General features: G+C 67.0%; 20 protein-coding genes. 12 read left to right on the forward strand and 8 right to left on the reverse strand.

The genetic code is table 11. The features are described from left to right. The first annotated feature begins 3 nt into the window (after positions 1–3). From KYX69_RS09055 to KYX69_RS09070, 4 genes are all read left to right on the forward strand, one after another. On the forward strand, positions 4–1,119 hold the full coding sequence (locus KYX69_RS09055) for a homoserine O-acetyltransferase (protein ID WP_300496295.1): 1,116 nt from the start codon (positions 4–6) through the stop codon (positions 1,117–1,119). Next, entirely contained in the window at positions 1,116–1,706 is a 591-nt protein-coding gene (gene metW / locus KYX69_RS09060; protein WP_300496297.1) for a methionine biosynthesis protein MetW, read from the forward strand. Before KYX69_RS09055 ends, metW begins: the two co-directional genes overlap by 4 nt. Positions 1,707–1,783: 77 nt before the next feature. Further along, entirely contained in the window at positions 1,784–4,981 is a 3,198-nt protein-coding gene (locus tag KYX69_RS09065) for an amidohydrolase family protein (protein ID WP_300496298.1), read from the forward strand. 114 nt (positions 4,982–5,095) lie between these two features. Next, positions 5,096–6,922 carry a family 43 glycosylhydrolase gene (locus KYX69_RS09070; protein WP_300496300.1) on the forward strand — a complete coding sequence of 609 codons (1,827 nt, stop codon included), beginning with the start codon at positions 5,096–5,098 and terminating at the stop codon, positions 6,920–6,922. Here KYX69_RS09070 and KYX69_RS09075 read toward each other — a convergent pair. Continuing rightward, a complete protein-coding gene (locus KYX69_RS09075) occupies positions 6,919–7,926 on the reverse strand; it encodes a LacI family DNA-binding transcriptional regulator (RefSeq protein WP_300496302.1) in 1,008 nt (335 codons plus the stop codon). The genes KYX69_RS09070 and KYX69_RS09075 overlap by 4 nt on opposite strands. Positions 7,927–8,089: 163 nt before the next feature. Between KYX69_RS09075 and KYX69_RS09080 the strand changes: the two genes are divergently transcribed. Beyond that, positions 8,090–10,387 carry a glycoside hydrolase family 3 N-terminal domain-containing protein gene (locus KYX69_RS09080; protein WP_300496305.1) on the forward strand — a complete coding sequence of 766 codons (2,298 nt, stop codon included), beginning with the start codon at positions 8,090–8,092 and terminating at the stop codon, positions 10,385–10,387. A 211-nt stretch (positions 10,388–10,598) separates the two neighbouring features. Here the strand turns inward: KYX69_RS09080 and KYX69_RS09085 are convergent, their stop codons facing one another. Genes KYX69_RS09085 through KYX69_RS09110 form a run of 6 tightly spaced genes read right to left on the reverse strand, consistent with a single transcriptional unit; the run spans position 10,599 to position 17,855 of the window. Next, a complete protein-coding gene (locus tag KYX69_RS09085) occupies positions 10,599–11,945 on the reverse strand; it encodes an MFS transporter (protein ID WP_300496307.1) in 1,347 nt (448 codons plus the stop codon). Further along, positions 11,935–12,435: a YcxB family protein gene (locus tag KYX69_RS09090; protein ID WP_300496309.1), complete on the reverse strand. Its 501-nt coding sequence runs from the start codon at positions 12,433–12,435 to the stop codon at positions 11,935–11,937. The genes KYX69_RS09085 and KYX69_RS09090 overlap by 11 nt, the downstream gene beginning before the upstream one ends. Then, positions 12,435–15,848, reverse strand: a complete 3,414-nt coding sequence (smc, locus tag KYX69_RS09095) for a chromosome segregation protein SMC (RefSeq protein WP_300496311.1) — start codon at positions 15,846–15,848, stop codon at positions 12,435–12,437. The genes KYX69_RS09090 and smc overlap by 1 nt, the downstream gene beginning before the upstream one ends. 27 nt (positions 15,849–15,875) lie before the next feature. After that, positions 15,876–16,613, reverse strand: a complete 738-nt coding sequence (locus KYX69_RS09100; RefSeq protein ID WP_300496314.1) for a thioredoxin domain-containing protein — start codon at positions 16,611–16,613, stop codon at positions 15,876–15,878. A gap of 28 nt (positions 16,614–16,641) precedes the next feature. Further along, positions 16,642–17,343, reverse strand: coding sequence for a thioredoxin domain-containing protein (locus tag KYX69_RS09105; protein WP_300496316.1), 702 nt, complete (start codon positions 17,341–17,343; stop codon positions 16,642–16,644). After that, positions 17,343–17,855: a DUF721 domain-containing protein gene (locus tag KYX69_RS09110; protein ID WP_300496319.1), complete on the reverse strand. Its 513-nt coding sequence runs from the start codon at positions 17,853–17,855 to the stop codon at positions 17,343–17,345. Before KYX69_RS09110 ends, KYX69_RS09105 begins: the two co-directional genes overlap by 1 nt. A 27-nt stretch (positions 17,856–17,882) precedes the next feature. On the opposite strand from KYX69_RS09110, the gene mutY reads away from it, so the two are divergent. The 3 genes from mutY to nudC are packed head-to-tail and all read left to right on the forward strand — an operon-like array spanning position 17,883 to position 21,099. Continuing rightward, positions 17,883–18,932, forward strand: a complete 1,050-nt coding sequence (gene mutY / locus KYX69_RS09115) for an A/G-specific adenine glycosylase (protein WP_300496322.1) — start codon at positions 17,883–17,885, stop codon at positions 18,930–18,932. After that, positions 18,929–20,224 carry a serine hydrolase gene (locus KYX69_RS09120; protein WP_300496325.1) on the forward strand — a complete coding sequence of 432 codons (1,296 nt, stop codon included), beginning with the start codon at positions 18,929–18,931 and terminating at the stop codon, positions 20,222–20,224. Before mutY ends, KYX69_RS09120 begins: the two co-directional genes overlap by 4 nt. Then, positions 20,224–21,099, forward strand: coding sequence for an NAD(+) diphosphatase (nudC, locus tag KYX69_RS09125; protein ID WP_300496328.1), 876 nt, complete (start codon positions 20,224–20,226; stop codon positions 21,097–21,099). The genes KYX69_RS09120 and nudC overlap by 1 nt, the downstream gene beginning before the upstream one ends. On the opposite strand, the gene KYX69_RS09130 is transcribed toward nudC, so the two are convergent. Continuing rightward, positions 21,096–21,530 (reverse strand): MAPEG family protein, encoded by a 435-nt coding sequence (locus KYX69_RS09130; RefSeq protein ID WP_300496331.1) that lies wholly within the window; start codon positions 21,528–21,530, stop codon positions 21,096–21,098. The genes nudC and KYX69_RS09130 overlap by 4 nt on opposite strands. A gap of 202 nt (positions 21,531–21,732) precedes the next feature. Between KYX69_RS09130 and rpmF the strand changes: the two genes are divergently transcribed. The 4 genes from rpmF (at position 21,733) to KYX69_RS09150 (ending at position 24,375) form a co-directional block, all read left to right on the forward strand. Then, on the forward strand, positions 21,733–21,912 hold the full coding sequence (gene rpmF / locus KYX69_RS09135; protein WP_300496333.1) for a 50S ribosomal protein L32: 180 nt from the start codon (positions 21,733–21,735) through the stop codon (positions 21,910–21,912). A gap of 25 nt (positions 21,913–21,937) precedes the next feature. Next, positions 21,938–22,969: a phosphate acyltransferase PlsX gene (plsX, locus tag KYX69_RS09140; protein WP_300496334.1), complete on the forward strand. Its 1,032-nt coding sequence runs from the start codon at positions 21,938–21,940 to the stop codon at positions 22,967–22,969. Positions 22,970–22,992: 23 nt separating this feature from the next. Next, positions 22,993–23,961, forward strand: a complete 969-nt coding sequence (locus KYX69_RS09145) for a beta-ketoacyl-ACP synthase III (protein ID WP_300496461.1) — start codon at positions 22,993–22,995, stop codon at positions 23,959–23,961. 114 nt (positions 23,962–24,075) lie between these two features. After that, entirely contained in the window at positions 24,076–24,375 is a 300-nt protein-coding gene (locus KYX69_RS09150) for an integration host factor subunit alpha (protein ID WP_300496336.1), read from the forward strand. The last annotated feature ends 1 nt before the right edge of the window (position 24,376 follow it).

Consider the following 24,376-nt stretch of genomic DNA (forward strand, 5'->3'; position numbering starts at 1 on the left):
GCGATGTCCGACGATGTGCGCTTTGGCCTCGACCGCCGCGTGACGCTTTCGGGGCCGCTGCGCCTCGATGGGGGCGTGCTGCTGTCGCCGGTCGAGATCGCCTATGAGACCTATGGCACGCTCGCGGCGGATGGTGGCAATGCGATCCTGATCTGCCACGCGCTGACCGGCGACCAGCATGTCGCGTCGGACCACCCGATCACCGGCAAGCCCGGCTGGTGGACCCGCATGGTGGGGCCGAGCAAGCCGATCGACCCCGCGCGGCACTTCATCGTCTGCGCCAATGTGCTGGGCAGCTGCATGGGGTCTTCCGGCCCGGCGACGGTCAATCCGGCGACTGGTGCGCCCTGGGGGATGAGCTTCCCCGTCATCACCGTCCGCGACATGGTGCGGGCGCAGGCGATGCTGCTTGACCATCTCGGCGTAGCAAGGCTCAAGGCCGTGGTCGGCGGGTCGATGGGCGGCATGCAGGCGCTGAGCTGGCCCGCCACCTTCCCCGACCGGGTTGAGGCGGCGGTGGTGATCGCCTCAACCGCGCGACATTCGGCGCAGAATATCGCCTTCCACGAAGTCGGGCGACAGGCGGTGATGGCCGATCCGCGCTGGAATGGCGGCGCCTATTATGAGGGCGAGCCCCCTGCATCGGGCCTCGCCGTCGCGCGGATGGCGGCGCACATCACCTATCTGTCCGAGGCGGGGCTGACCGAGAAATTCGGGCGCAAGCTGCAGGCGCGCGAGGCCAAGACCTTCGGCTTCGACGCGGATTTTCAGGTCGAATCCTATCTGCGCCATCAGGGGCTGAGCTTTGTCGACCGGTTCGACGCCAATGCCTATCTCTACATCACCCGCGCGATGGACTATTTCGATCTGGCCGAGGAGCATGGCGGGGTGCTCGCCAATGCGTTTCGCGAGACCAAGGCGCGTTTCTGCCTCGTCAGCTTCGACACCGACTGGCTCTACCCCACCCGCGATTCGCGCGCGATCGTCCATGCGCTCAACGCAGCGGGTGCGCCGGTCAGCTTCGTCGAGCTTTCCTCGCCGTTCGGCCACGACGCCTTCCTGCTCGAAGCACCCGAGCTGAACCGCGTCGTCGACGGGTTCCTGAGGGCCGGCGAATGAGCGAGTTGCGCCCCGACCTTGCGATTATCGCAGCCAATGTCGCGCCGGGCAGCCGGGTGCTCGATGTCGGGTGCGGCGATGGGGCGCTGATGGCGGCGCTGCGCGACCAGCGGCAGTGCGACGCGCGCGGGCTGGAGATCGACGCGCATAATGTCGCGTCGGCGGTCGGACGCGGGTTGTCGGTGATTCAGGGGGATGCCGACACGGATCTTGCCGATTATCCCGACGCCAGCTTCGACTATGCGATCCTCAGCCAGACGCTGCAGACGACGATGCGACCGCATGTCGTGCTCGATCATTTGCTGCGCATCGGCGAGCGCGCGGTCGTGTCCTTCCCCAATTTCGCGCATTGGCGGGTGCGGCTGTCGCTGCTGTGGGGCGGGCGGATGCCGGTGACGCGGCTGTTGCCGGTGCCCTGGTATGCGACGCCGAATATCCATCACGTCACGATCGACGATTTCCGTGCGTTCGTGCGTAAGCGCGGGATTACGGTTGAGCGAGCCTGGTTTCTGTCGGGCGATCAGCTAACCAGCTCCGCCGCGGCGAACTTCCGTGCCGAACATGCCGTCTTCCTGCTGAAGCGCTAGTTTTCGACGAAGCGCGCGTGACGGGTCCGGTTTCGCCCGTTACCAATCGCTCCCAGAACATATTCAGGGAGTCCCATATGCGTCAGTCGGTCGCCGGCGTCCTCGCCGCGCTCTTCGTCATCGGTCAGGCAAACGCGCAGGACAAGCCCGCCGAAAAGCCCAAATGGGACGTCAACGCGCCGCAAGGCGCGACGCTGAAACAGGCGAAGATCGACACCGACGAAGGCACTTGGATCGACGTCGATGTCAGCCCGGATGGCAAGAGCGTCGCGTTCGCACTGCTCGGCGACATCTACACCATGCCGATCGCGGGCGGCACGCCGACGCGAATTGCCGAGGGCATGGCGTGGGAGGTGCATCCGCGCTTCTCGCCCGATGGCCGCCGCATCGCCTTCACCTCCGATCGTGGCGGTGGGGACAATATCTGGATCATGAATGCCGATGGCAGCGACAAGCGTCAGCTGACCAAGGAGGATTTCCGCCTGCTCAACCAGCCGAGCTGGTCGCCGGACGGGCAGTATATCGTCGCGAAGAAGCATTTCACCACGGGCCGCTCGCTCGGCACCGGTGAGGTGTGGCTCTACCACGTCTCGGGCGGCGCGGGCGTGCAGCTGGTCAAGCGCCCGAACGAGAGGCACCAGAAGGAACTCGGCGAGCCGATCTATTCGGCGGATGGCAAGGGCGTGTATTTCACCCGTAACATTACGTCCGGCCCGATCTTCGAATATGCGCAGGATTCGAACACCAATTTGTTCAATATCGAGCGCTATGACCTCGAGACCGGCGAGACGACGACTGCGGTGTCGGGGCTGGGTGGATCAGTGCGTCCCGCGCCTTCGCCTGACGGCAAGTCGATCGCATTCGTCCGGCGTGAGGCGGGCAAGTCGAAGCTGTGGGTCAAGGACATGGCGAGCGGTGCCGAGCGCATCGTCTATGGCGCGCTCGATCAGGACGTGCAGGAAACCTGGGCGGTCACCGGCGTCTATCCCAACATCGACTGGACGCCCGACAGCAAGTCGATCGTGTTTTGGGCGGGCGGCAAGATCCGCCGCGTCGATGCGAACGGCGCAAATGCGGCGGTGATCCCGTTCCGCGTCGCCGATACCCGCGCCGTCGCCGATGCACCGCACCCGCAGATTGCGGTCGCCCCGGCAAGCTTCACGACCAAGATGCCGCGTTTCGCCACCGTCTCGCCCGATGGCAGCCAGCTGGTGTTCGAGAGCCTGGGCAAATTGTGGGTGAAGCCGGTCGCGGGCGGAACGGCCAAGCGGTTGACCAACCTGGCCGATGGCGCGGGGACGGAGCTGTTCCCGGCCTGGTCGCGCGACGGGCGTTCGATCGTGTTCGTCCAGTGGAATGACGAAAGCCTTGGGTCGATCCGCGTGGTTGCCGCTTCGGGCGGCGCGGCGCGGAGCGTGACGCAGCAGCCGGGCCATTATGCGCGCCCGCAATTCTCTCCCGACGGCAAGACGATCGTGTTTGAGAAGGGCGATGGCGGCGGGCTGACTGCGCCCAAATGGGGTGAGAATCCCGGCGTCTATCGCGTCGCGACCGCTGGCGGCACGCCGGTGATGGTCACGCGCAGCCTGTCGCGCCCGCACTATGGCGCATCGAACGACCGCATCTTCATGGTCGAGGGTGGCGAGAAGCTGCAGCTGGTTTCCACCGACCTCAATGGCGAGGCAAAGCGCGTCCATGCGGCCGGCGAGCTGGCGAACGAGTTCGTCGTCGCGCCGGATGGCAAGAGCGTCGCCTTCCGCCAGAATTATCAGGTGTTCGCGATGCCGTTGATGCCCGGTGGGCAGCAGGTGACCGTCGCGCCGCGTGGCGATGCGCTCCCGGTGGTGCGCGTCAGCAGCGATGGCGGCGATTACATCACCTGGTCGGGCGACGGCGCGCGGCTGCACTGGAGCCTCGGTCCGACGCTCTACACCGCCGACCGCAGCGCCTTTTTCGCCTCGGCTCCCGGCGGTGCCAAGGTCACCGTGACCCCGCGTACCGCGTCGATGGCGATGGAGGTCAAGGCCGCCAAGGCGAGCGGCACGGTCGCGCTCACCGGCGCGCGGATCGTCACCATGGCGGGTGCCGATGGCGGGGTGATCGAGAATGGCACCATCGTGATCGAGGGGGACCGCATTGTTCAGGTCGGCCCGACTGCCGCGATCCAGCTGCCAGCCGGGATCAAGACCATCGACGTTACTGGCAAGACGATCATCCCGGGTCTGGTCGATGCGCACGCGCATGGTCCCTATGGCACCGATGAGCTGATCCCGCAGCAGAACTGGTCACTGCTCCAGAACCTCGCGCTCGGCACCACCACGTTGCATGACCCGTCGAGTCAGGCGGCACATGTCTTTGCCGCGGCGGAGATGCAGCAGGCCGGCAAGATCCTCGCCCCCCGCATCTTTTCGACCGGCGAGATCATTTATGGCGCGAAGAACGCCGGGGTCTATGCGCAGATCGACAGCTATGACGACGCGCTCAATCATGTCCGCCGTCTGAAGGCGCAGGGCGCATACTCGGTGAAGAACTACAACCAGCCGCGCCGCGAACAGCGCCAGATGGTGGTCGCCGCCGCACGGGCGGAGGGCATGCAGGTGGTGGCCGAGGGCGGGTCGCTGTTCGGCATGGACATGAACCTGATCGCCGACGGCAATTCGACGCTGGAGCATAATGTGCCCGGCGAGGTGTTCTACAAGGATGTGCTGCAGTTCTTTGGGCAGAGCGACACCAACTACACCCCGACACTGGTCGTCACCTATGGCGGCCTGGCCGGCGATCCCTATTGGCGGCAGGCGACCAACGTCTGGGAAAACCCGCTGATGGTGCACACGCCCCCGGCGCAGCTGCGCGCCGATACGATGCGCGTGACCAAGGCGCCGGAAAGCCAATTTGTCGACGATGACAATGCGCGTGAGGCGAAGAAGGTGATGCAGGCGGGCAAGCTGGTTGCGATCGGCGCGCATGGCCAGCAGGCCGGAATCGGGGCGCATTGGGAGTTGTGGTCGTTCGTGCGCGGCGGCATGACCCCGGTCGAGGCGTTGCGCGCGGGTACCATCGATTCGGCGAAATCGCTGGGTTACGCCAAGGATGTCGGGTCGCTGGAGCCGGGCAAGCTGGCCGACCTGCTTGTCCTCGACGCCGATCCGACAGCGGACATCCGCAACAGCGACAAGATCAACCGCGTCATGCTGGGCGGGCGAATGTACGACCCGCGCACGATGAACGAGGTCGATACCGGGACCGCGAAGCGCCGCCCTTATTGGTGGGAGTGAGGGGCTAACGGCCGGGGCGGCGACGTCCAGGTCGACCCTTCGGGGTTTCGCTGTAAACTGTAACCGGTTACAGTCTCGGCGAGCGCGTCGCTGCGCAGGTTTGGGAGATGATCGATGCGTGCAACCCTTGCTTTGGCGATGGCCGCCCTGTGCACGGCAGGCGCCGCGAGCGCTCAGTCCGGCAAGCGCAGCTATGCCAATCCGATCGATCTCGATTACCGCTACAATTATGAGCAGGTGAACGAGGATATCTCGTACCGCACCGGCGCCGATCCGGTGATCATCCGCCACAAGGGCGCTTATTATCTCTTCCAGACGCTGGCCGAGGGCTATTGGCGCTCGACCAACCTGATCGACTGGACCTTCATCACCCCCAGCCGCTGGGAAAAGGGCGGGTTCGTGGCGCCCGCCGCCTGGTCGGATGGCGAGCGACTATATTTGATGCCGTCGATGATGGAGCCGGGGTCGGTCTATATCTCCGACGCGCCGGAGACGGGCAAGCTCGACTATTTCGTCCGCCGCATGCCGCGCCTGCCTGGCCAGATCTGGCCGGGTGGCGAGGCAAACATGAAGCCCGGTGATGTGCCGCCCGGACCATGGGATCCGGCGCTGTTCCTGGACGATGACGGCAAATGGTATTTCTATTGGGGATCATCCAACGTCTTCCCGCTCTATGGCATCGGGATCGAGTTCAAGGACGGCCGGATGATCTACAAGGGCCGCGCGACCGAGGCGTTCAAGCTCGACCCCGACAATCATGGCTGGGAACGCTTCGGTCAGGATCATTCGGGCACCCTGCCCGACGGCACCCCGATCAAGCCGTTCATGGAAGGCGCCTGGATGACCAAGGTCGCCGGGACCTACTACCTGCAATATGGCGCACCGGGCACCGAGTATAATGCCTATGCCAATGGCGCCTACACCTCAAAATCGCCGCTCGGTCCGTTCACCTATGCGCCGTGGAACCCGGTCGCCTACAAGCCCGGCGGGTTTGTCGAAGGCGCGGGGCATGGCTCGACGGTGCAGGATCATCACGGCAATTGGTGGAACAGCGGCACGCCGTGGCTCGGCCATAACTGGACGTTCGAGCGGCGGATCAACCTGTTCCCCACGCGGTTCGAGGCGGATGGGCAGATGTGGGCCTCATCGCGCTTCGGCGATTTCCCGCACTGGATGCCGGAGGGGAAGGTCGAGGACATCGAGGGGCTGTTCACCGGCTGGATGCTGCTGTCGTACCGCAAGAAGCTGACCGCATCCTCGACGCTGGGCGAATATGACGCGAGCCGCGCGGCGGACGAGAATCCGCGGACCTTTTGGGTCGCCGCCAGCAAACAGCCGGGTGAGACGCTGACGATGGACCTGGGCGCGGCGAAGAGCGTGCGCGCGATCCAGGTCAATTTCGCCGACTATAAGTCCGGTCGCTATGGCGACGCGCCGGACATCTATACCGAGTTCTCATTGGAGGGATCGCTCGACGGCAAGAGTTGGTCAAAGCTCGCAGAGACCGAAGCCCCGCGCCGCGACCGGCCTAACGCCTATTTCCAGCTTGAGGTGCCGGCCAAGGTCCGCTTTGTCCGGTACGTCCATGGCCATATCGGCGGCGCGCATCTGGCGATCAACGACCTGCGGGTGTTCGGGAATGCCGATGGCCGAGCTCCCACCATGCCGGGGGCGGTGGCGCCGGTGCGCGACACGGACGAACGCAATGCGACGGTGCGCTGGCGCAAGGTGCCAGGGGCGGTGGGGTACAACGTCATGTGGGGGATCCGCCCGGACCGGCTGACGCTGACCTATCAGGTCTTTGCCGACGAACTGAGTGACGGCCCGCAGGCGCGCCTCGACCTGCGCGCGCTCAACAAGGGCGTCGGCTATTACGCGGCCGTCGAGGCGTTCAACGAAGCCGGCGTATCGAAACGCAGCAAGCCAGTGCGGGTGCGTTAACCCGCACTGGTCGCCCGAACGACCAGTTCGGCCTGATGAAGCTCGGCGCGCGTGTCGGCGCCTTCACCCTCCAGCACGTTGATCACCCGGCCGATCGCCTCCTCGCCCAGTTCGGCAATCCGCACACGCATCGTGGTGACGCCGAGATAGCGGGCGAGCGGGATATCGTCGAAGCCCGCGACGGCGACCTGTCCCGGCACATCGATTCCGGCGGCGCGCAAGCCTTGAAGACAGCCCAGCGCCATCATGTCGTTGGCAGCAAACACTGCGTCGCATGCGAACTCGCCCGCGGCTACCGCGCGTGCGACAGCCTCTCCGCCCTCTTCGGCGAAGTCGCCGGGCAACACGATCGGCTCGGTCCCGGGCAGGTGCCGCGCGATGCTGGCGCGGAATGCGGTGGCGCGCTCGTCCGCATCGATATTCCCGTCCGGCCCGGCGATATGGACGATCCGGCGGCGCCCGGTGGCAACCAGATGCGCGACCATCGCCTCGGTCGCGGTGGCGTTGTCGAGCCGAACAGTGGCAATATCGGCAATGCTGCGCGGCCCGTTGATGATCAGCGCGGGCAGCGCGGTTGGCAGCGCGCGACGCAGCATCCCTTCCGACAAATGCGGCGCCATCACCACCAGTCCGTCAACACGACCGCGCATCGCGCGCAGCGCCACCGCCGCCTGCTCGCTATCGTCGTGCATCACCGACAGCAGCATCACATAGCCGCGCCGGCTTGCCTCACGGTCCATGCCGCGGACGAACTCGCTGAAGAACTCGCCATGCAAGTCGGGCAAAACGACGCCGATCGCGTGCGCGCGCGCCAGGCTGAGGCTGCGCGCACCGGCATGGGGGACATAGCCAAGCTCGGCAGCGGCGGCGATCACCCGCTCGCGCGTCTCGGCGCGGACGTTGCCCAAGCCATTGAGCGCGCGCGAGACCGAGGCGATCGACACCTGTGCGTGCCGTGCCACATCCCGAATCGTCGCCTCGCCCATCTCGTCTTGTCCCCCCATTTTGAGAACGTTCTTCTCTACCGGGTCATTCCCGATTGCAAACGCGTTCGTTAGGCGTCATGTAACCGGTTACGGTTTGCCGCGACGCCGTCAATTCGGCGCGCGCCAGCCATTGTTATTTCGCATACGCTTGCCGGTGCAACCCGTTCAGGAGAGGATCACCATGTTCGACACCCGGATTTCCCGCCGCGCCGCTCTGATGGGCGCAGGTGCGGTCGCCGCATGGCTGCACAGCCCGGCGCGGGCGTTGATGGGCGAGGCCGCGAAGATCGAGGTCCCCGGTTTCGTTGACGCGCTGATCGCCAAGATGACGCTCGCCGAAAAGGCGGGGCAGCTCAGCCTGATGGCGTCCGCCTGGGGCGGCGGCGCGGCGATCGCGATGAACCCGCCGAGCGGCTCCAACGCGAACTTCGCGCAGCAGGTCGACGAAGTGCGTCAGGGTCGGATCACCGGCGTGTTCAACGGCAACAATGCCCGCATGTGCCGCATCATGCAGACTGCGGCGATGAAGGACTCACGGCTCAAGATTCCGCTGATCTTCGCCGCCGACATCATCCATGGCCACCGGACCATCTTCCCCGTCCCGCTGGGCGAGGCGGCGAGCTTTGAGCCGCTGCTTGCGCAAAAGGCGGCGGCTGCCGCGTCGTTCGAGGCGGCGGCTGCGGGCATCGACTGGACCTTTGCGCCGATGGTCGACATCGCGCGCGACCAGCGCTGGGGCCGCGGGGTCGAGGGTGCGGGCGAGGATGTGCTGCTCGGCAATTTGTTCGCCGAAGCGCGCGTGCGCGGTTTTCAGGGCAAGAGCCTCAAGGCGATCGACACAATGATGGCCTGCGCCAAGCATTTCGCTGCCTATGGCGCGGCGGAGGCCGGGCTCGACTATAACACCGTCGACGTGTCCGAGCGCACGTTGCGCGAAGTCTATTTCCCGCCGTTCCAGGCTGCATTCGCGGCTGGTGCGCCGACCGCGATGGCTGCGTTCAACGAATTGTCGGGCGTTCCGGCGACGGGCAATGAATGGCTGATGCGCAAGATTTTGCGCGACGAATGGGGTTTCGACGGCTTCGTCGTCTCCGACTACACCGGCGACATGGAAATGATCGCGCACGGCTATGCCGCCGATGCGCGTGAAGCGACCAAGCTCGCCTTCATGGCCGGCGTGGACATGAGCATGACCAGCGGCTTCTACCGCGATCACCTGCCCGACCTGGTCGAGAAGGGCGAGGTGCCGATGGCGCGCGTCGACGAATCGGTGCGCAAGGTGCTGGCGCTCAAGGCCAAGCTCGGCCTGTTCGAGGATCCGTTCCGTCGCATCGACGAAAAGCGTGAAGCAGCGCGCACCCGCACCAAGGAGAATCTGGCGCTGGCACGCGAGGCGGGCAAGCGCTCGATCGTCATGCTCAAGAATGACGGCGACCTGCTGCCGCTGCCCAAGAGCGACAAGAAGATCGCGATCATCGGCCCGTTCGCTGAGGGGCAGCACGACCTGAATGGCCCGTGGTGTGTCTATGGCGACAACAAGCAGGCGATCGATCTGGCGACCGGGGTGCGCAATGCGCTCGGCAAGAACGCGCCCGTGACGGTGACGCTCGGCTCCAAGGTCGAAGAACCGCTCGACGGTGGCATTGCTGCGGCGGTAGCGGCGGCGAACGCGGCGGACGTCGTGCTGCTCGCCATCGGCGAGAGCGAGAACATGTCGGGCGAGGCGCAGTCGCGCACCAGCATCACCGTTCCTGCGCCGCAGATGGCGCTGGCCGAAGCGGTCGCCGCAACCGGCAAGCCGATCGTCGTGCTGCTCAAGAATGGCCGCGCGCTGGCGCTGGAGGGGGCGGTCAAGAACGCGCCCGCGATCCTTGTCACTTGGTTCCTGGGGTCGGAAAGCGGCAATGCCATCGCCGACGTGCTGTTCGGCGACTATAGCCCCTCGGCGCGTCTGCCGATCAGCTTCCCGCGCGAATCGGGGCAGCAGCCCTATCATTATGCGCACAAGCCGACCGGCCGCCCGAACCCGAGCGACGACAAGCTCGAGCCCTACAAGACCCGCTGGCGGACCAGCCCCAACTCGTCGCTCTATCCGTTCGGTCACGGCCTGACCTATGGCAAGGTCGAATATGCGGGTCTGGCCCCGCAACAGGGAACGCTGTCGTGGGACGGCGAGATCGCCTTCACCGCGACGATCACCAATCGCGGCACCCGGGCGATCGAAGAAGTGGTGCAGCTCTATATCCGCGACCGCGCGGCGAGCATCACCCGTCCGGTGCGTGAGCTCAAGGCGTTCCGCAAGCTGGCGCTGGCCCCCGGCGCGAGCGAGACGGTGCGCTTTGTGCTGCGCCGCCGCGACCTGCAGTTCATCGGCATGAACCTGAAGCCCACGGTCGAGCCGGGCCTGTTCGACGTGTGGATCGCGCCCTCGGCGGAAGCGCAGGGCGTGCATTCGACCTTTACCCTCGCAGCGGCCTGACGGCCGCGCGCCCCGGACCTGGTCCGGGATTCGGCACCGCTCCAGCTCCCCCTCCTCCCCCGGGGCGGTGCCGAATTTGGGGGAGTTTGAAACGTTTTCAGCTTCGCTGAATCGGCACCGGCCCGCTCCCCCACCCGGCCACCCAACGCCAGTGTATTCTATGGGTGGCCGGGTGGGGGAGCGGGCCGGTGCCGCCTAACTGAAAACAACTCTATCCGCGTAGATCGCGGACAATCTGGGCATGTGCCCCGCGCGCGAGCGGGTTGAGCGCCATCATGACGCACGAGAAGATGAGGAAGGCGAGCGGGACCGCGCCGATCGTCAGGCGCATGGCGGTCAGGGTCGCCGCGCTTTGCTCGACATTGGCGACATAGCCCGCGGCATCGAAGCCAAAGCCGATAATCGCGGTGGCGATGCCGATCGCGACGCGTTGCAGCAGCGCCGCCATGCCGAACACCGCGCCCTCGACGCGCAGGCCGGTGCGCTGCTCGCCATATTCGATCGTGTTGGGCAGCATCGCCCAGAACACGAAATTGAGCCCGACGATCATCGCCTGCATCGCCATCAGATAGGCCTGCATCACCCCCGCGCGGTGGATATCGAACAGGGCGAATGCCGCGAGCCCTGCGCTGGCAAGCCCGGCGGCAAGGAACCACAGCCCGCGCGCGCCGATGCGGCGGCGGAGCAACATCCACAACGGGACCGACACCGCGCTGACCACGCTCATCGACGCGAGCGCCAGCTGCCCGCTCGCCTCGTCGTGCAGGAAATATTTGAAATAATAGAGGACCGACTTGTTGAGGATCGTCACCGCGACGATGACCGCCATCATTGCGAGGTTGAGCGTGACGAAGGCGCGGTTGGCGGCGATCACGCGCAATGCGGTCAGCACCGGAACCGCCGCGGCGCGCTCGGGCACATCGGCTTCGCGATAGCTGGCACCGACCACCGCAAGGATCGCCGCTCCGGCGAGTGCGAACAGGATCGCCGCGCCGAAATAGGCGTCCGCCGCTGCCTCTACGCCGAGCAGACCCGAGCCCAGCGGAACGGTGCCGAGCGCGACGACGATCGCGGCGAGCGTGCCCGACAGCATGCGCACGCCGGCGACGAAGGCGCGGTCATTACTGTCGGCGCTGACCCGCGCGCTCATCGCCAGATAGGGGACGTTCAAAAAGGCATAGGCGGTGCGGAAGAGGATATGGCCCGCAAAAATGCCCGCCATCCCCCAATAGCCGGGCACGAGCGGCGGGAGATAGGCAAGCATGAAGCCAAGCCCGAGCGGCGCCCCGCCGAGCGCAAGCAAGCGCCCGAGTCCCCCGCGCGGCTCATGCCGGTCGGCGAGCAGCCCGGCGGCGAAGTTCGCAATCCCGTCCCACACCGATGCCGCAAGGAAGATCGTCGCCGCCACCCCCACCGGCAGCCCTAAGGCGTCGGTGTAGTAGAACAGCAGGAAGAGCATCGCGCTCTGCCAGTAGAGATTGAACGCAAAGTCCCCGAACCCGAACAAGGCGAGGCGGAAGCGGGTGGGACGCGGCGCGGGGATCGCGTCAGTCGGCAAGGCGCACCGCGATCCCGTTGGTGGCCAGCTGGCGCAGCAGATCCGCCGCGCGCTGCGCGTCGAGCGCCCGTTGCGGAACGATCAGCGGGCCGCAGCGCGATAGCAAAATGATGTAGTCGGGGCTGGCGATCGCGGCACGGATCGACTTCCACGGAAACACGCTATCCGTCCCGTGAATGCATCCGCCATGACGGATTTCGACATCATCCCATGCCGTGAAGGGCGCGCAGAGAGCGTGCTGGTCGATCCATTGCTCGAGCGTCCGGCGAGATAGGCTGGGCGTCAGCCATGCGACAGTGGCGATCGCCACCGCCACCCCTGGAATGGCGACCAGCTTAGCCTCGCCTACTACAAGTGCCAGCAGCCCGAGTGATGCGGTGATGGTCACGAGGATCGCGACCGAGCGCAGCGAGGGGCGTGCGAGTTTGCCGAGAAGCCGCCGTATCGGCGCGATATCCGCGACCGAGAAATAATGAACGTCGCTGCGCATCACTCCGCCGCCAGCAGCGATTCGGCGCCGCCCAGGTCGACCGAGACGAGGCGGCTGACGCCGCGCTCGACCATGGTGACGCCGAACAGGCGATGCATGCGGCTCATCGTCGCGGCGTTATGGGTGACGATCAGGTAGCGAGTCGCGGTTTCGCGCGTCATCGCTTCGAGCAGGTCGCAGAAGCGCTCGATATTGGCGTCGTCGAGCGGCGCGTCGACCTCGTCGAGGACGCAGATCGGTGCGGGGTTGGTGAGGAAGAGGGCGAAGATCAGCGCGACTGCGGTCAGCGCCTGTTCCCCGCCCGACAACAGCGTCAGCGATTGCAGCTTCTTGCCCGGGGGCTGGGCCATGATCTCCAGCCCCGCCTCCAACGGATCGTCGGAGTCGATCAGTGCGAGATGCGCCTGGCCACCGTTGAACAGGGTGGTGAACAGGCGGCGGAAATGCTGGTCGACCGCCTCGAACGCGGTGAGCAGGCGCTGGCGACCCTCGCGGTTGAGCGTGCCGATGCTGCCGCGCAGGCGATGGACCGCCTGAATCAACTCGTCACGCTCGGCAGCGGCGGTCTGCGCGGCGGTGGTGAGTTCGGCGAGCTCGGTTTCGGCGACGAGGTTGACTGGGCCGATCCGCTCGCGCTCGGCGATCAGGCGGTCGTGCGCGGCGGATTCATCCTGTGGTCCGCGCACGCTCTCGGGGTCGAAGCCGACGCGTTGCGACAGGACGGGCGGCGGACATTCGAAACGCTCACCCGACAGGCGGTTCATCTCGACCCGGCGCAGATCGTGATTCTCGGCGCGCGCGACGGCACCGGCGCGTTGCTCGCGCGCTTCGCCCAAGGCGTCGCCGGCAGCGCGGACGGCAACTTCGGTGTCGCGCAGTTCGGCTTCGGCCTCACGCTCGGCCAGCTGGGCGGCGGCGCTTTCGATCCGGGCTTCCTCGCTCGCGCGTTCGGCCTCGCTGACCGATGCGTCCAGTTCGGCCGGGCGGGTCGCCAGTGCTTCCGAGGCTTCGGCAAGCTCGATTGCGCGGGCGTCCATCTCGGCGATGCGGCGCGCGGCCTCACCGGCACGGGAGGTCCAGCCGCGCCGTTCGGCCTGGGCGGCGGCAAGGCGCTCGCGTGCGGCGGCGATATCGCGTTCCAGCGCGCCACGCTCGGCCCGCGCGGTCGCGGCTGCGGTGCGGCGCAATTCGGCTTCGGACGACAGTGCGCTGACCTTGGCGCGGGTTTCGCTGCCATCGGGCAGGGCGGCGCGCGCGGCTTCGGCACGTGTGACTTCGCCCGCTGCTTCCTCCTGCTCGGCGACGGTGCGCGCGCGGCGCCCCTCAAGATCGGCGCGCTGAGCATCGAGGCGTTCGAGCGCGGCGGCGGCGCGGTCTTCGGCGCGGGCGGCCTCGCGCCCGCTGGTTTCGGCGCTGTCGAGCAGGCGGCGGCAATCGGATGCGGCGCGCTTCGCTTCGGCGATCTCGGCCTCGATCCGCCTCAGCTCGGCATCGGCGGCATCGACCGCGCGGACGGCGGCGGGACGCGCTTTCTCGATTGCGTGCAGCCGGTTGACCCGCTCCAGTCGCTCCGCAGCCGCCGCGCCGCCCGAGCGTGCGACATAGCCGTCCCAGCGACGCAGCACGCCCATCAGCGTCACCAGCCGCTGCCCGACCGCGAGCGGCTGGCTGTCGTCGGTTTCGGCCACCAGCACTTGCGCCAGCCGCCGGGCAAGCGCGGGCGGTGCGGTAACATGCGCAGCAAGCGGGGTCGTCCCGCGCGGCGCCGATGGGTCGCCGGGCAGCGTTTCAGCCCCTGCCCAATGGCGCTCGCCCGCGGGATCAAGGCCGGCTTCCAGATCGTCGCCCAGCGCGGCGGCGAGCGCGCGTTCATAACCGGGCGCGACCGTCAGCCTGTCGAGCAGCCGCTCCTTCCCGCTAGGACGGGTCGCCTTGGACAGGGCCGCCGCCTCGCTGTCGAGCTGGGCGAGTTCGGCATGCGCCTCGGCGCGGGCGGATTGAGCGCGGCTGCGCGAGTCGATTGCGGCGCGCTCGGCGGCGTCGGCACGAGCGAGGCCAGTGCGCGCGGATTCGGCCTGATGTGCCGCCTGCGCCCGGGCTTCAGCTGCGCGTTGGCGTTCGGCGGCGAGCGGGGCGGGATCGCCCAGTGCGCGAATTTCGGCCTCGACCCGCGCGGCTTCGCGCGTCGCACGCTCGGCGCGGGTACGGGCAGCGGCCAAAGCGGCATCGGCGACACGGGTCTCGGCGGCCTCGGCGGCCTGTGCGGCGAGGGCTTGCGCCAGCGCCACCTCAGCGTCGCGTGCAGCGCGTTCGGCGTCGGCGAGTGCCGCGTCGAGATCGGGCATCCGTGCAGTAGCCTCGACGACGCGGGCGTTGAGCGCCTGTGTCTCGCTGTCGAGCCGGGCGAGCGCGTCGGCGGCGTCGCGCGCGAGGGCGCCTTCGCGTTCCTTGTCGGTTTCCAGCCGCGCAGCGCTGTCCCGCAGCTCGGCAACGCGGCGGTCGATTGCCGCGCGTTCGCTGCGTAATGTCGCCAACCGGTGCATCGCCTCGCTCGCACGGTCGCGCTGGGCCAGCGCCGCAGCGCGCGCGGTGGCGAGCGTCGTCGCAACCGCCTGTTGCGCGGCGAGCGCCACCTCCTGCGCGGCGGTGCGCTCGGCGACCAAAGCCTCCGCAGCGGCGGCTTCCTGCTTGGCCGCGTCGGCTGCGGCAGCGGCGTCGCGCCAGCGCGCGAAGATCATCCGTGCCTCGGCGACGCGAATCCGGTCGGACAGCTCGCGATAGCGTTCGGCCTGACGCGCCTGACGCTTGAGCGCGGCCGCGCGCGCCTCCTGGTCCGAGATCATCTCGTCGAGCCGGGTCAGATTGGCCTCGGTTGCGCGCAGCTTTTGCTCGGCGTCCTTGCGCCGGACATGTAGGCCGGAGATGCCGGCGGCTTCCTCCAGCATCTGGCGGCGCTCGCCGGGCTTCGCCTGAATGATCGCGCCAATCCTGCCCTGGCTGACCAAGGCCGGGGAGTGCGCGCCGGTTGCCGAATCGGCAAAAAGCAGGCCGACATCCTTGGCGCGCACGTCGCGACCGTTGATGCGATAGGCCGACCCCGCACCGCGTTCGATCCGGCGGACGACCTCAAGCTCGCCGTCATCGGGGCCGCCGGCCTGTTCGGCGAGGATCGAGACTTCGGCGAAATCGCGCTGCGGGCGGCTGGCGGTGCCCGCGAAGATGACGTCCTCCATCCCAGCGCCGCGCATCGATTTGGCGCTGTTCTCGCCCATCGCCCAGCGCAGCGCCTCGAGCAGATTGGACTTGCCGCAGCCATTGGGGCCGACGATGCCGGTCAGTCCCGGCTCGATGCGCAGATCGGCGGGATCGACGAAGCTCTTGAACCCCGTCAGGCGGAGCCGCTTGATCTGCATGTCAGCGGCCCCGCCCGATCATGCGGTTCAGGCGCCTGCAGCCTTCAGCGCGGCTTCGACCTGCGGCCAGGTGCCGGTGTTCTCCAGCACCTTGTCGTTGAGGATGAAGGTCGGCGTGCCGGAGATGTTATACTTTTTCTGGCCCGCCTCGGAAGCCTTGACCAGCGCATCGGTCGCGGCGGCATCGGCCAGGCAGGCGCGCGCCTGTGCTTCCGGGACGCCGCGCTGCTGGACGAAGGCGAGATAGCCGAACTTCTCCGCCACTGCGCCAATGCGCTGTTGCGGCGCCATCGCTTCGACCTGCTGGATGAAGGGGTCGCCCTGCTTCGGTCCGTTGCTCATCAACGTCTGCTGTTCGGCGAACATCTGATCGAGAATCGGGAAGAACGGGCCGGGCCCGGCGCACTGGCCGGCCAGCGCTGCGCCGACGTCGATCTGGTTGAGCAGGAAGTCGCGGAATTCGAAACTGACCTTGCCGGTCGCGATATAGGCCTTGAGCGGCTCCATCCCCGTCACGGCGAAGTTTGCGCAATGGCCGCAGGTGCGCGAGCCATATTCGATGAGCTTGATCGGCGCATCGGGGTTGCCCATGCGAAAGCCGCCTTCGGGCGTCTTGACCACCGTGTCGACCCATGCGGTGCCCGCCGGTGCGGATGCACCCGCGACCGGAGCCGCCGGTGCGGCGGTGCTGTTGTTGCCGGCATTGTCGCCACCGCAGCTGGCCAGCGCCAGTGCCGATACCAGGCCGATTGCAATTCGCTTCAAGTCACGTCTCCACATTTGGGGGTCTGGGTCAGCGCGCTCCGGCGGCGCGCAGTTCGGGTTCGAGCGTGTCCCAGTGGCCGCCCCCGCCGGTCTTGCCATTGATGACGAAAGTCGGGGTGCCCTTGATCACCTTCCACGATGCATCGGCCATCGCGGTCAGGCGGTTGAGGTCGGTCGGGGTCGCGAAACACTGGTTGATCGTCGCATCGCTCATGCCACGGCTGCGCATCAGCGTAGCGAGGCCCGATCCTTCGGCTGCCGCCTTCAACTGCATCAGGCGGGTTTCGGACTGCAGGGCGGCGGCGTTGGCCTGCCACCATGCCGTGCCACGGCGCGCCCAGTCGCCCTGCTGCGCAAAGATCGCGTCGGTCGCACTGGCAAAGCCGCGTGGTCCGGCGCAGCGCGCGAGCAGCGCTGCGGCCATGTCGAGCGGATCGCGTACGGCATGCCGCACCTCGATCCGCACTGCGCCGCGGCGGACATAGCCGTCCTTCAGCGGCGCTTTCGATTCGGCCATGAACTCGGCGCAATGGCCGCAGGTGTAGCTGAGATATTCGACTAGCCGCACTTTCGCCGCCGGGTTGCCGATCAGATAGGCGCCCGATGGGGCCTGAACGACGTGAGTCGACCAATCGCGCGCCGCGACCGCCTTTTTCGGCTGTTGCGCGGTCGCGCCGCCCGCAACCAGCGCGCCGATGGCCAGCGGAGCGAAGATAGCAAACACACGCATCAATCGATCTTTCCCAGTTTGAGCGGCGGCGTAGCGAGCCCGGCCCCCAATCCTTCAAGCACGGCGCGCAATTCCGGATCGACGATCGCGCGCAGGCTGTCGCCCAGCTCGGCGGGAAGCGGCGCGACGGGGGCAGGGGCAGCGGGTTTGGGTTTGCGGGCGACTTCACCCTGGCGAATCGTGACCCGCGCTACGGCGGGATAGCCGAAGAAGCGGTTCACGCGTTCGACGATCTCCGGCGCGATATGCTGCATCATCGGGGCGTGCGCGCCCTGAACGACCAGGCTGAGCACCCCGTTCGACCGCTCGCCGCGCGGGAAGCGGATTGATTCGGGGGATGAGACCCCGGCATAGCGTTCGCCGACGATCTCGCTCCATCGGCTGAGCACGGCGCTCTGGACGAAGCCGAACTTGCGGAACGCCACGCGGCCGACGTCCGGCACCAGATCCGCGACGGCGCGGACCCGGTTGCTGCGGCGAGGTTCGTCGGTGCTGGCGCGCGGCTTACTCATTCGCCCGGTCCATGCCATAGCCGGGGCGTGCCCGACAATGTTTCTCACGTCATCGCCGATCTGTTGCTCGCTTGGTACGACGCCAATGCCCGGTTGTTGCCGTGGCGCGCGCCGCCCGGGACGCCACCGCCCGACCCCTATCGCGTATGGCTGTCGGAAGTGATGCTGCAACAGACCCAAGTTGCGGCGGTGATCCCCTATTTCGAGAAATTCACGACGCGCTGGCCCGATTTTGCCAGCCTTGCGGCGGCGGATGATGCCGATGTGATGAGCGCCTGGGCGGGGCTCGGCTATTATGCCCGTGCGCGCAACCTGCTGGCGGCGGCGCGGGCGGTGGCTGGGGAGCATGGCGGGCGGCTGCCGGAGGATGAGGCTGCGCTGCGCAAGCTGCCGGGTTTCGGGGCCTATACGGCGGCGGCAGTAGCGGCGATCGCGTTCGGGCAGCGCGCGGTGGTGGTCGATGGCAATGTCGAGCGGGTGGTGACGCGGCTGTTTGCCGTGGTCGACCCGCTGCCGGGTGCGAAGCCGCAGATCCGCGCGCTCACCGATTCGATTACGCCGGATGCGCGCGCGGGGGATTTTGCGCAGGCGATGATGGATCTGGGCGCGACGATTTGTACCCCACGCAATCCCAAATGCCTGCTCTGTCCGCTGGCGGAGCCCTGTGCCGCGCGGCGAGCGGGGACGCCGGAAGCGTTTCCGGTCAAGGCGAAGAAGGCGGGGCGGCCGGTGCGCTTCGGCACCTTCTTCTGGCTGGAGCGCGATGGCTCGGTGCTGCTGGTGCGTCGCCCCTCCAAGGGATTGCTGGGGGGCATGCGCGCGCTGCCGACCGGGCCGTGGGCGGATAGCCCGCCGGGGCTGGCAGATGCGCCGGTCGCGGCTGACTGGACGCTGCGCAACGCTGCGATTCGCCACGTCTTTACGCATTTCGAGCTCAACGCCGTGCTTGCGACTGCAACACTCGCGCGTCACATAGACGCGGTCGATGGCGAATGGTGGCCGATCGCGCGACTGGATGAGGCAGGACTTCCGCGGCTGTTCGCCAAGGCGGTCGAGGCGATGGAGAGCGAAGCATGAAGCGGACCTGGATGATCGGTGGCGCGGCCGCGCTGGCGCTGATGACCCCGCAGGCGGCGGTGTTTGGACAGGCGGCGACGGCAACGCGCGTCGCTGGTCCGGTCGAGGCGCTGGCCAAGGATTATGTCGCGCAGAATCGCGCGCAGGGCATCGTCGTCGCTTACGGCGTCGGCGATTCGGCGCCGGTCTTTGCCAGCGCAGGCCGGATCGCGGTGGAGGCCGACGCGGCTGCAGCTGGCCCCGACTCGCTGTGGCGCGTCTATTCGATGACCAAGCCGATTACCGCGATGGCGGCGATGATGCTGGTTGAGGATGGCAAGCTGAAGCTCGACCAGCCGATCGCCGATTTCTTTCCCGGCTTCCGGAACATGAAGGTGCTGACCGATCCGGCCAACAGCCTCGACAGCCGGCCCGCAACGACCCAGATCACGGTGCGGCACCTGCTGACGCACACCGCGGGCCTTGGCTATTCGATCATTACCAAGGGGCCGTTGCTCAAGGAATATGAGCGACTCGGCATCACGCCGGGCGCAGTCAATGCCGCGCTCGAGGCGCAGGCGCGGCCGCTGCGTCCCAAGAGCCTCAAGGAATTTGCCGAGCGCGTCGCCACGCTCCCGCTGATCGCCGAGCCTGGGACCAAATGGAGCTATTCGATCAGCCTCGACCTGCTGCCCGCGATCATCGAGGCGGCGGCGGGCATGCCCTATGAACAGTTCCTGCAGTCGCGGATGCTGACGCCGCTCAAGATGACCTCGACCTATTGGACGGTGCCGCAGTCGGAAGTCGGGCGGTTCGCGACCAACTATGCCTGGGCGGGCGAGAACCGGATTCCGTTCGATCCGGCGAAGAGCTCGGCCTGGCTGACGCCGCCGTCCTTTCCCTATGGCGGGGCCGGGCTGGTGATGTCGGCGCGCGACTATGACCGCTTTCTGCACATGCTGGTGAATGGCGGGACGCTGGACGGCGTTCGCGTGATGAAGCCCGAAACGGTGCGCCTCGCCATGTCCGATCTGTTGCCCGCCAGTGTCACTTATGGCGGTGCGCCGAGCGGAAGCGGCGGCGCGACCGGGCCGAAGATGGGCTATGGCGCGGGCGGATCGGTCCAGCTTGAGGATGTACCGGGCGGAGCGGGCAAGGGGACCTATGGCTGGGGCGGCGCGGCGGGAACGGTCGCGTGGGTCGATCCGTCGAAGAAGATTCGCGGGACGGTGATGGTCAATTACTTCCCGTCGGACAAATGGCCGCTGCGCGCCGATGCGGTCAAAGCGGTCTACGCCCAAGCGGCGCGTTGATGAAGTTGGAGGTCGGCTTCACCGGCGGGGTGCTCGACCGCGCCGATCGCGAGCGCAACAACCCAGATGCGCTTGCCGCCGCGTTGAGCGACTGGCGTGCGCGGCTGTTGAAGCTCAACGGACTCGACCCTGAGCTGGACCGCGACGGGCGGCTGGTATGGGTGAGCCTTGCCGACCTGCCCGACGACGCGGAGCCTTTGTTCCTCGGCTATATCGACGGCAAGCCGCATTTCGCGCCGCTGCGCATGAGCGAGCGGCATGGCGCGGCGCGCTCGCCCGCCTTGTTCGCGATGCTCGGGCTGATGCCGCCGGACCAGGCGAGCCTCTATGCCTGCGCGCGAAGTTTGGTCGACTGGCACCAGCGCCACGGCTTTTGCGCGGCGTGCGGTAGCGTGACCGATCTGTTTCGCGCCGGCTGGGCGCGGCGATGCAGCGGGTGCGGCGCGGAGCATTTCCCGCGCACCGACCCGGTGGTGATCATGCTGGCGGAGTATCGGGATCGCGCGCTGCTCGGGCGCCAGGCAGCGTGGCCTACGGGGCGTTATTCGGCGCTCGCCGGGTTTGTCGAGGTCGGCGAATCGATCGAGGAAGCGGTGGCGCGGGAGACGTTGGAGGAAGCGGGCGTGCGCGTGACCGATGTCCGCTACGTCGCCAGCCAGCCTTGGCCGTTCGCCTCGTCGCTGATGATCGCCTGTATCGCGCGTGCCGAAGACGACACGCTATCGCTCGACACTACCGAGATCGAGGACGCGATGTGGGTAACGCGCGACGAGGTTCGTGCTGCGCTGGCGGGCAATTCGGAGGCGCGGTTCATCGCTCCGCCGCGCTACGCGATCGCCCACAGCCTGCTGACCGCGTGGGTCGCCGAACTCTAACCGGCCGTTTCGATCAGCTCGATCGTCTCCGATTCGCCGAATGAGAAATAGGGGATGGCGGCGGCGTATCCGGCAAGGCCGATGGTCACCAGCAGGGTGACGGCGATGCCGATGCCCCGCCCCGGCATCCATCCGTCCATACCGAACGCGTGCAGGATCCGTGCGAACACGAATAATGCCGCGACCGCCCACAGCCAGGTTTCGGTCCCGACGGCCAGTTCGATCAGCCCGATCAGAATCAGCACGATCGGCGCATATTCGACGAAATTGAGCTGCGCGCGCATCCGCGCGATCAGGCGCGGGTTGCCGCCGTCGCCGATCGAGACCTTCTCGGCCCGGCGCACTTGGCCGATGCGGACGGCAAGCCAGACGTTGAGCAATGCGCAGGCTGCCGCAGTCGCGAGCGTCACCGGCAGGATGATGGCGTCCATTGATTCCTCCCCTTTGGAACGCTGTGGCTGCCACGCCGCGCCCCGCCTTGCAACTTGGACGGAAATCGGTATAGGCGCTCGCTCGCTTCGCGACTGGCCCAGGGCTGTCCGGCGAGTGCCGGACCCCGGTGCTTGCCCGTTCGCCATCATGGGCGTATCGCGATCCAGGTTTTAAGTCGACAGTTCAAGAAGGTTTGCCGAAATGGCCGTCCCCAAGAGAAAAACTTCGCCGAGCCGCCGCGGTATGCGCCGGTCGCACGACGCGCTGCAGGTTGCGGCCTTCCAGGAATGCCCGAACTGCGGTGAACTGAAGCGCCCGCACGTGCTGTGCGGCGCCTGTGGCCACTATAACGGCCGCGAGATCGTTTCGGTCGAGGGCTGAGCCCGATTAAAGGGGGCTGTCGGTCATGACCTCAACCGCGCGAATCGCCGTCGATGCGATGGGCGGCGATGAGGGGCTGGCGGTCATGCTCGCCGGAGTCGCACGCGCGCGACGCCGGTTCGATGGCATGCGCTTTCTGCTCGTCGGCGATGAAGCGGCGATCCGCGAAGGGCTGAAGGCCCATCCCAACCTCACCGCTGCGTCCGAAATCGTGCACGCGCCCGAGGTGGTGACCGCCGACGACAAGCCGAGCCAGGCGATTCGCCGCGCCAAGACGACGTCGATGGGCATCGCGATCGATCTGGTGAAGCGCGGCGAGGCCGCCGCCGCCGTTTCCTCCGGCAATACCGGTGCGCTGATGGCGATGGCGAAGCTGGCGCTGCGTACGATGCCGGGGATTGACCGCCCGGCGCTCGCCGCGCGGATGCCCACGCTGGGCGATAACGACGTGGTGATGCTCGACCTCGGCGCCAATACCGAGGTCGATACCCGCAACCTGATCCAGTTCGCCGTGATGGGTGCCGCTTATGCGCGCACCGTTCTCGACCTCGAATCGCCGCGTGTGGCGCTGCTCAACATCGGCACCGAAGAGCAGAAGGGCACCGACATCATTCGCGACGCCGCGCAGAAACTGCGCGCCGCAACGCATCTTCCGCTGCGCTTTACCGGCTTTGTCGAGGGCAATGCGATGTCGCGCGGTAATGTAGACGTCATAGTGTGCGACGGTTTTTCGGGCAATATCGCGCTCAAGACAGTCGAGGGCACCGCGCGCTTCGTCGCCGACCTGCTGCGCCGCGCCTTTTCCAGTTCGATCCGCTCGAAGATCGGCTTCCTGATCTCGAAGCCCGCGACCGATCTGCTGCGCCATCACCTCGATCCCAACAACCATAATGGCGCGGTGTTTCTCGGCCTCAACGGCATTGTCGTGAAGAGCCATGGCAGCGCCAATGAGATCGGGGTCGAAACCGCGATCGGCGTCGCCGCCAAGATGGTGCGCGACGATCTGACCCGCCGCATCGCCGAGGATCTCGGCAATTTCGAGGCCCAGGCAGCATGAGCGAATCGAGCGCCGTCGCAACCATGCGGCGTGCAGTGATCACCGGAACGGGATCGGCGCTGCCGCGCCGCCGCATGTCGAATGCCGAGCTGGCCGAGCAGGTCGACACCACCGACGAATGGATTGTCGAGCGTACCGGCATCCGCTTTCGCCATATTGCCGGGGATGACGAGACGACGTCCACGCTGGCGACCGACGCCGCGCGGGTGGCACTGGCGGCGGCGGGCATCGACGCGCAAGCAATCGACCTGATCGTGCTGGCGACCGCGACGCCCGATCAGACCTTTCCGGCAAGCGCCACTCGCGTGCAGGCGGCTTTGGGCATCGACGATTGCGTCGCGTTCGACGTGGCAGCGGTCTGCTCGGGCTTTCTCTACGCGGTGCAGGTCGCGGAGAGCATGATCCGGGCGGGCAGCGCCAATCGCGCGCTGGTGATCGGTGCGGAAACGTTCAGCCGCATACTCGACTGGGAAGATCGCACCACCTGTGTGCTGTTCGGCGACGGGGCCGGTGCGATCGTGCTGGAGGCGCAGGAGACGGCGGTCGCTGGCGGGCGCGGCGTGCTCGCGACCAAGCTCCACGCCGATGGGCGGCACAATCAGCTGCTCTATGTCGATGGTGGACCCTCGACCACCGGCACGGTCGGCAAGCTGCGTATGAAGGGCAAGGAAGTTTTCCGACACGCCGTGGTCAATCTGGCCGCCGTCATGAACGAAGTGCTCGCCGCCGCGGGGCTGGGGCCGGAGCATGTCGACTGGGTCGTGCCGCATCAGGCCAACGCTCGGATCCTCGACGCCACCGCCAAGAAACTGGGCCTCGCACCCGAAAAGGTCGTGGTGACGGTCGATCAGCACGCCAATACCTCGGCCGCTTCGGTTCCGCTCGCGCTCGACGCGGCGGTGCGCGACGGGCGGATCAAGGTTGGCGACCTGCTGGTGCTGGAGGCAATGGGCGGCGGCTTTACCTGGGGCGCGGCGGCGGTGCGCTTCTAAGCGCTGGCGACACCGGTCTTGCCGTAATACTACGGTATCGTAACGTGCACGCAACGATGGTTGCACCAGTCCATCAATGTGTTACGGTAACAAGACGGGGCAGGAGGGTTAAGAATGGCAGCCGCCGCGACGTTGACCAGGGCCGATCTCGCCGACGCGTTGCATCGCGACGTCGGACTTTCACGCGCCGACGCCGCGCGCTTCGTCGAACAAATTCTGGGCCATATGTGCGAAGCGCTGGCCAAGGGTGAGAATGTCAAGATTTCGGGCTTCGGCAGCTTCGTGCTGCGCGACAAGGGGGAGCGGATCGGGCGCAACCCCAAGACCGGGGTCGAGGTGCCGATTGCGCCGCGCCGTGTATTGACCTTCCGGGCCAGCCAGATGCTGCGCGACCGGATCGTCAACGGGGGATGAC

Origin of the sequence: Sphingomonas sp. (genome assembly GCF_030145815.1) — a bacterium.
In the GTDB taxonomy this organism is placed as follows: Bacteria; Pseudomonadota; Alphaproteobacteria; order Sphingomonadales; family Sphingomonadaceae; genus Sphingomonas.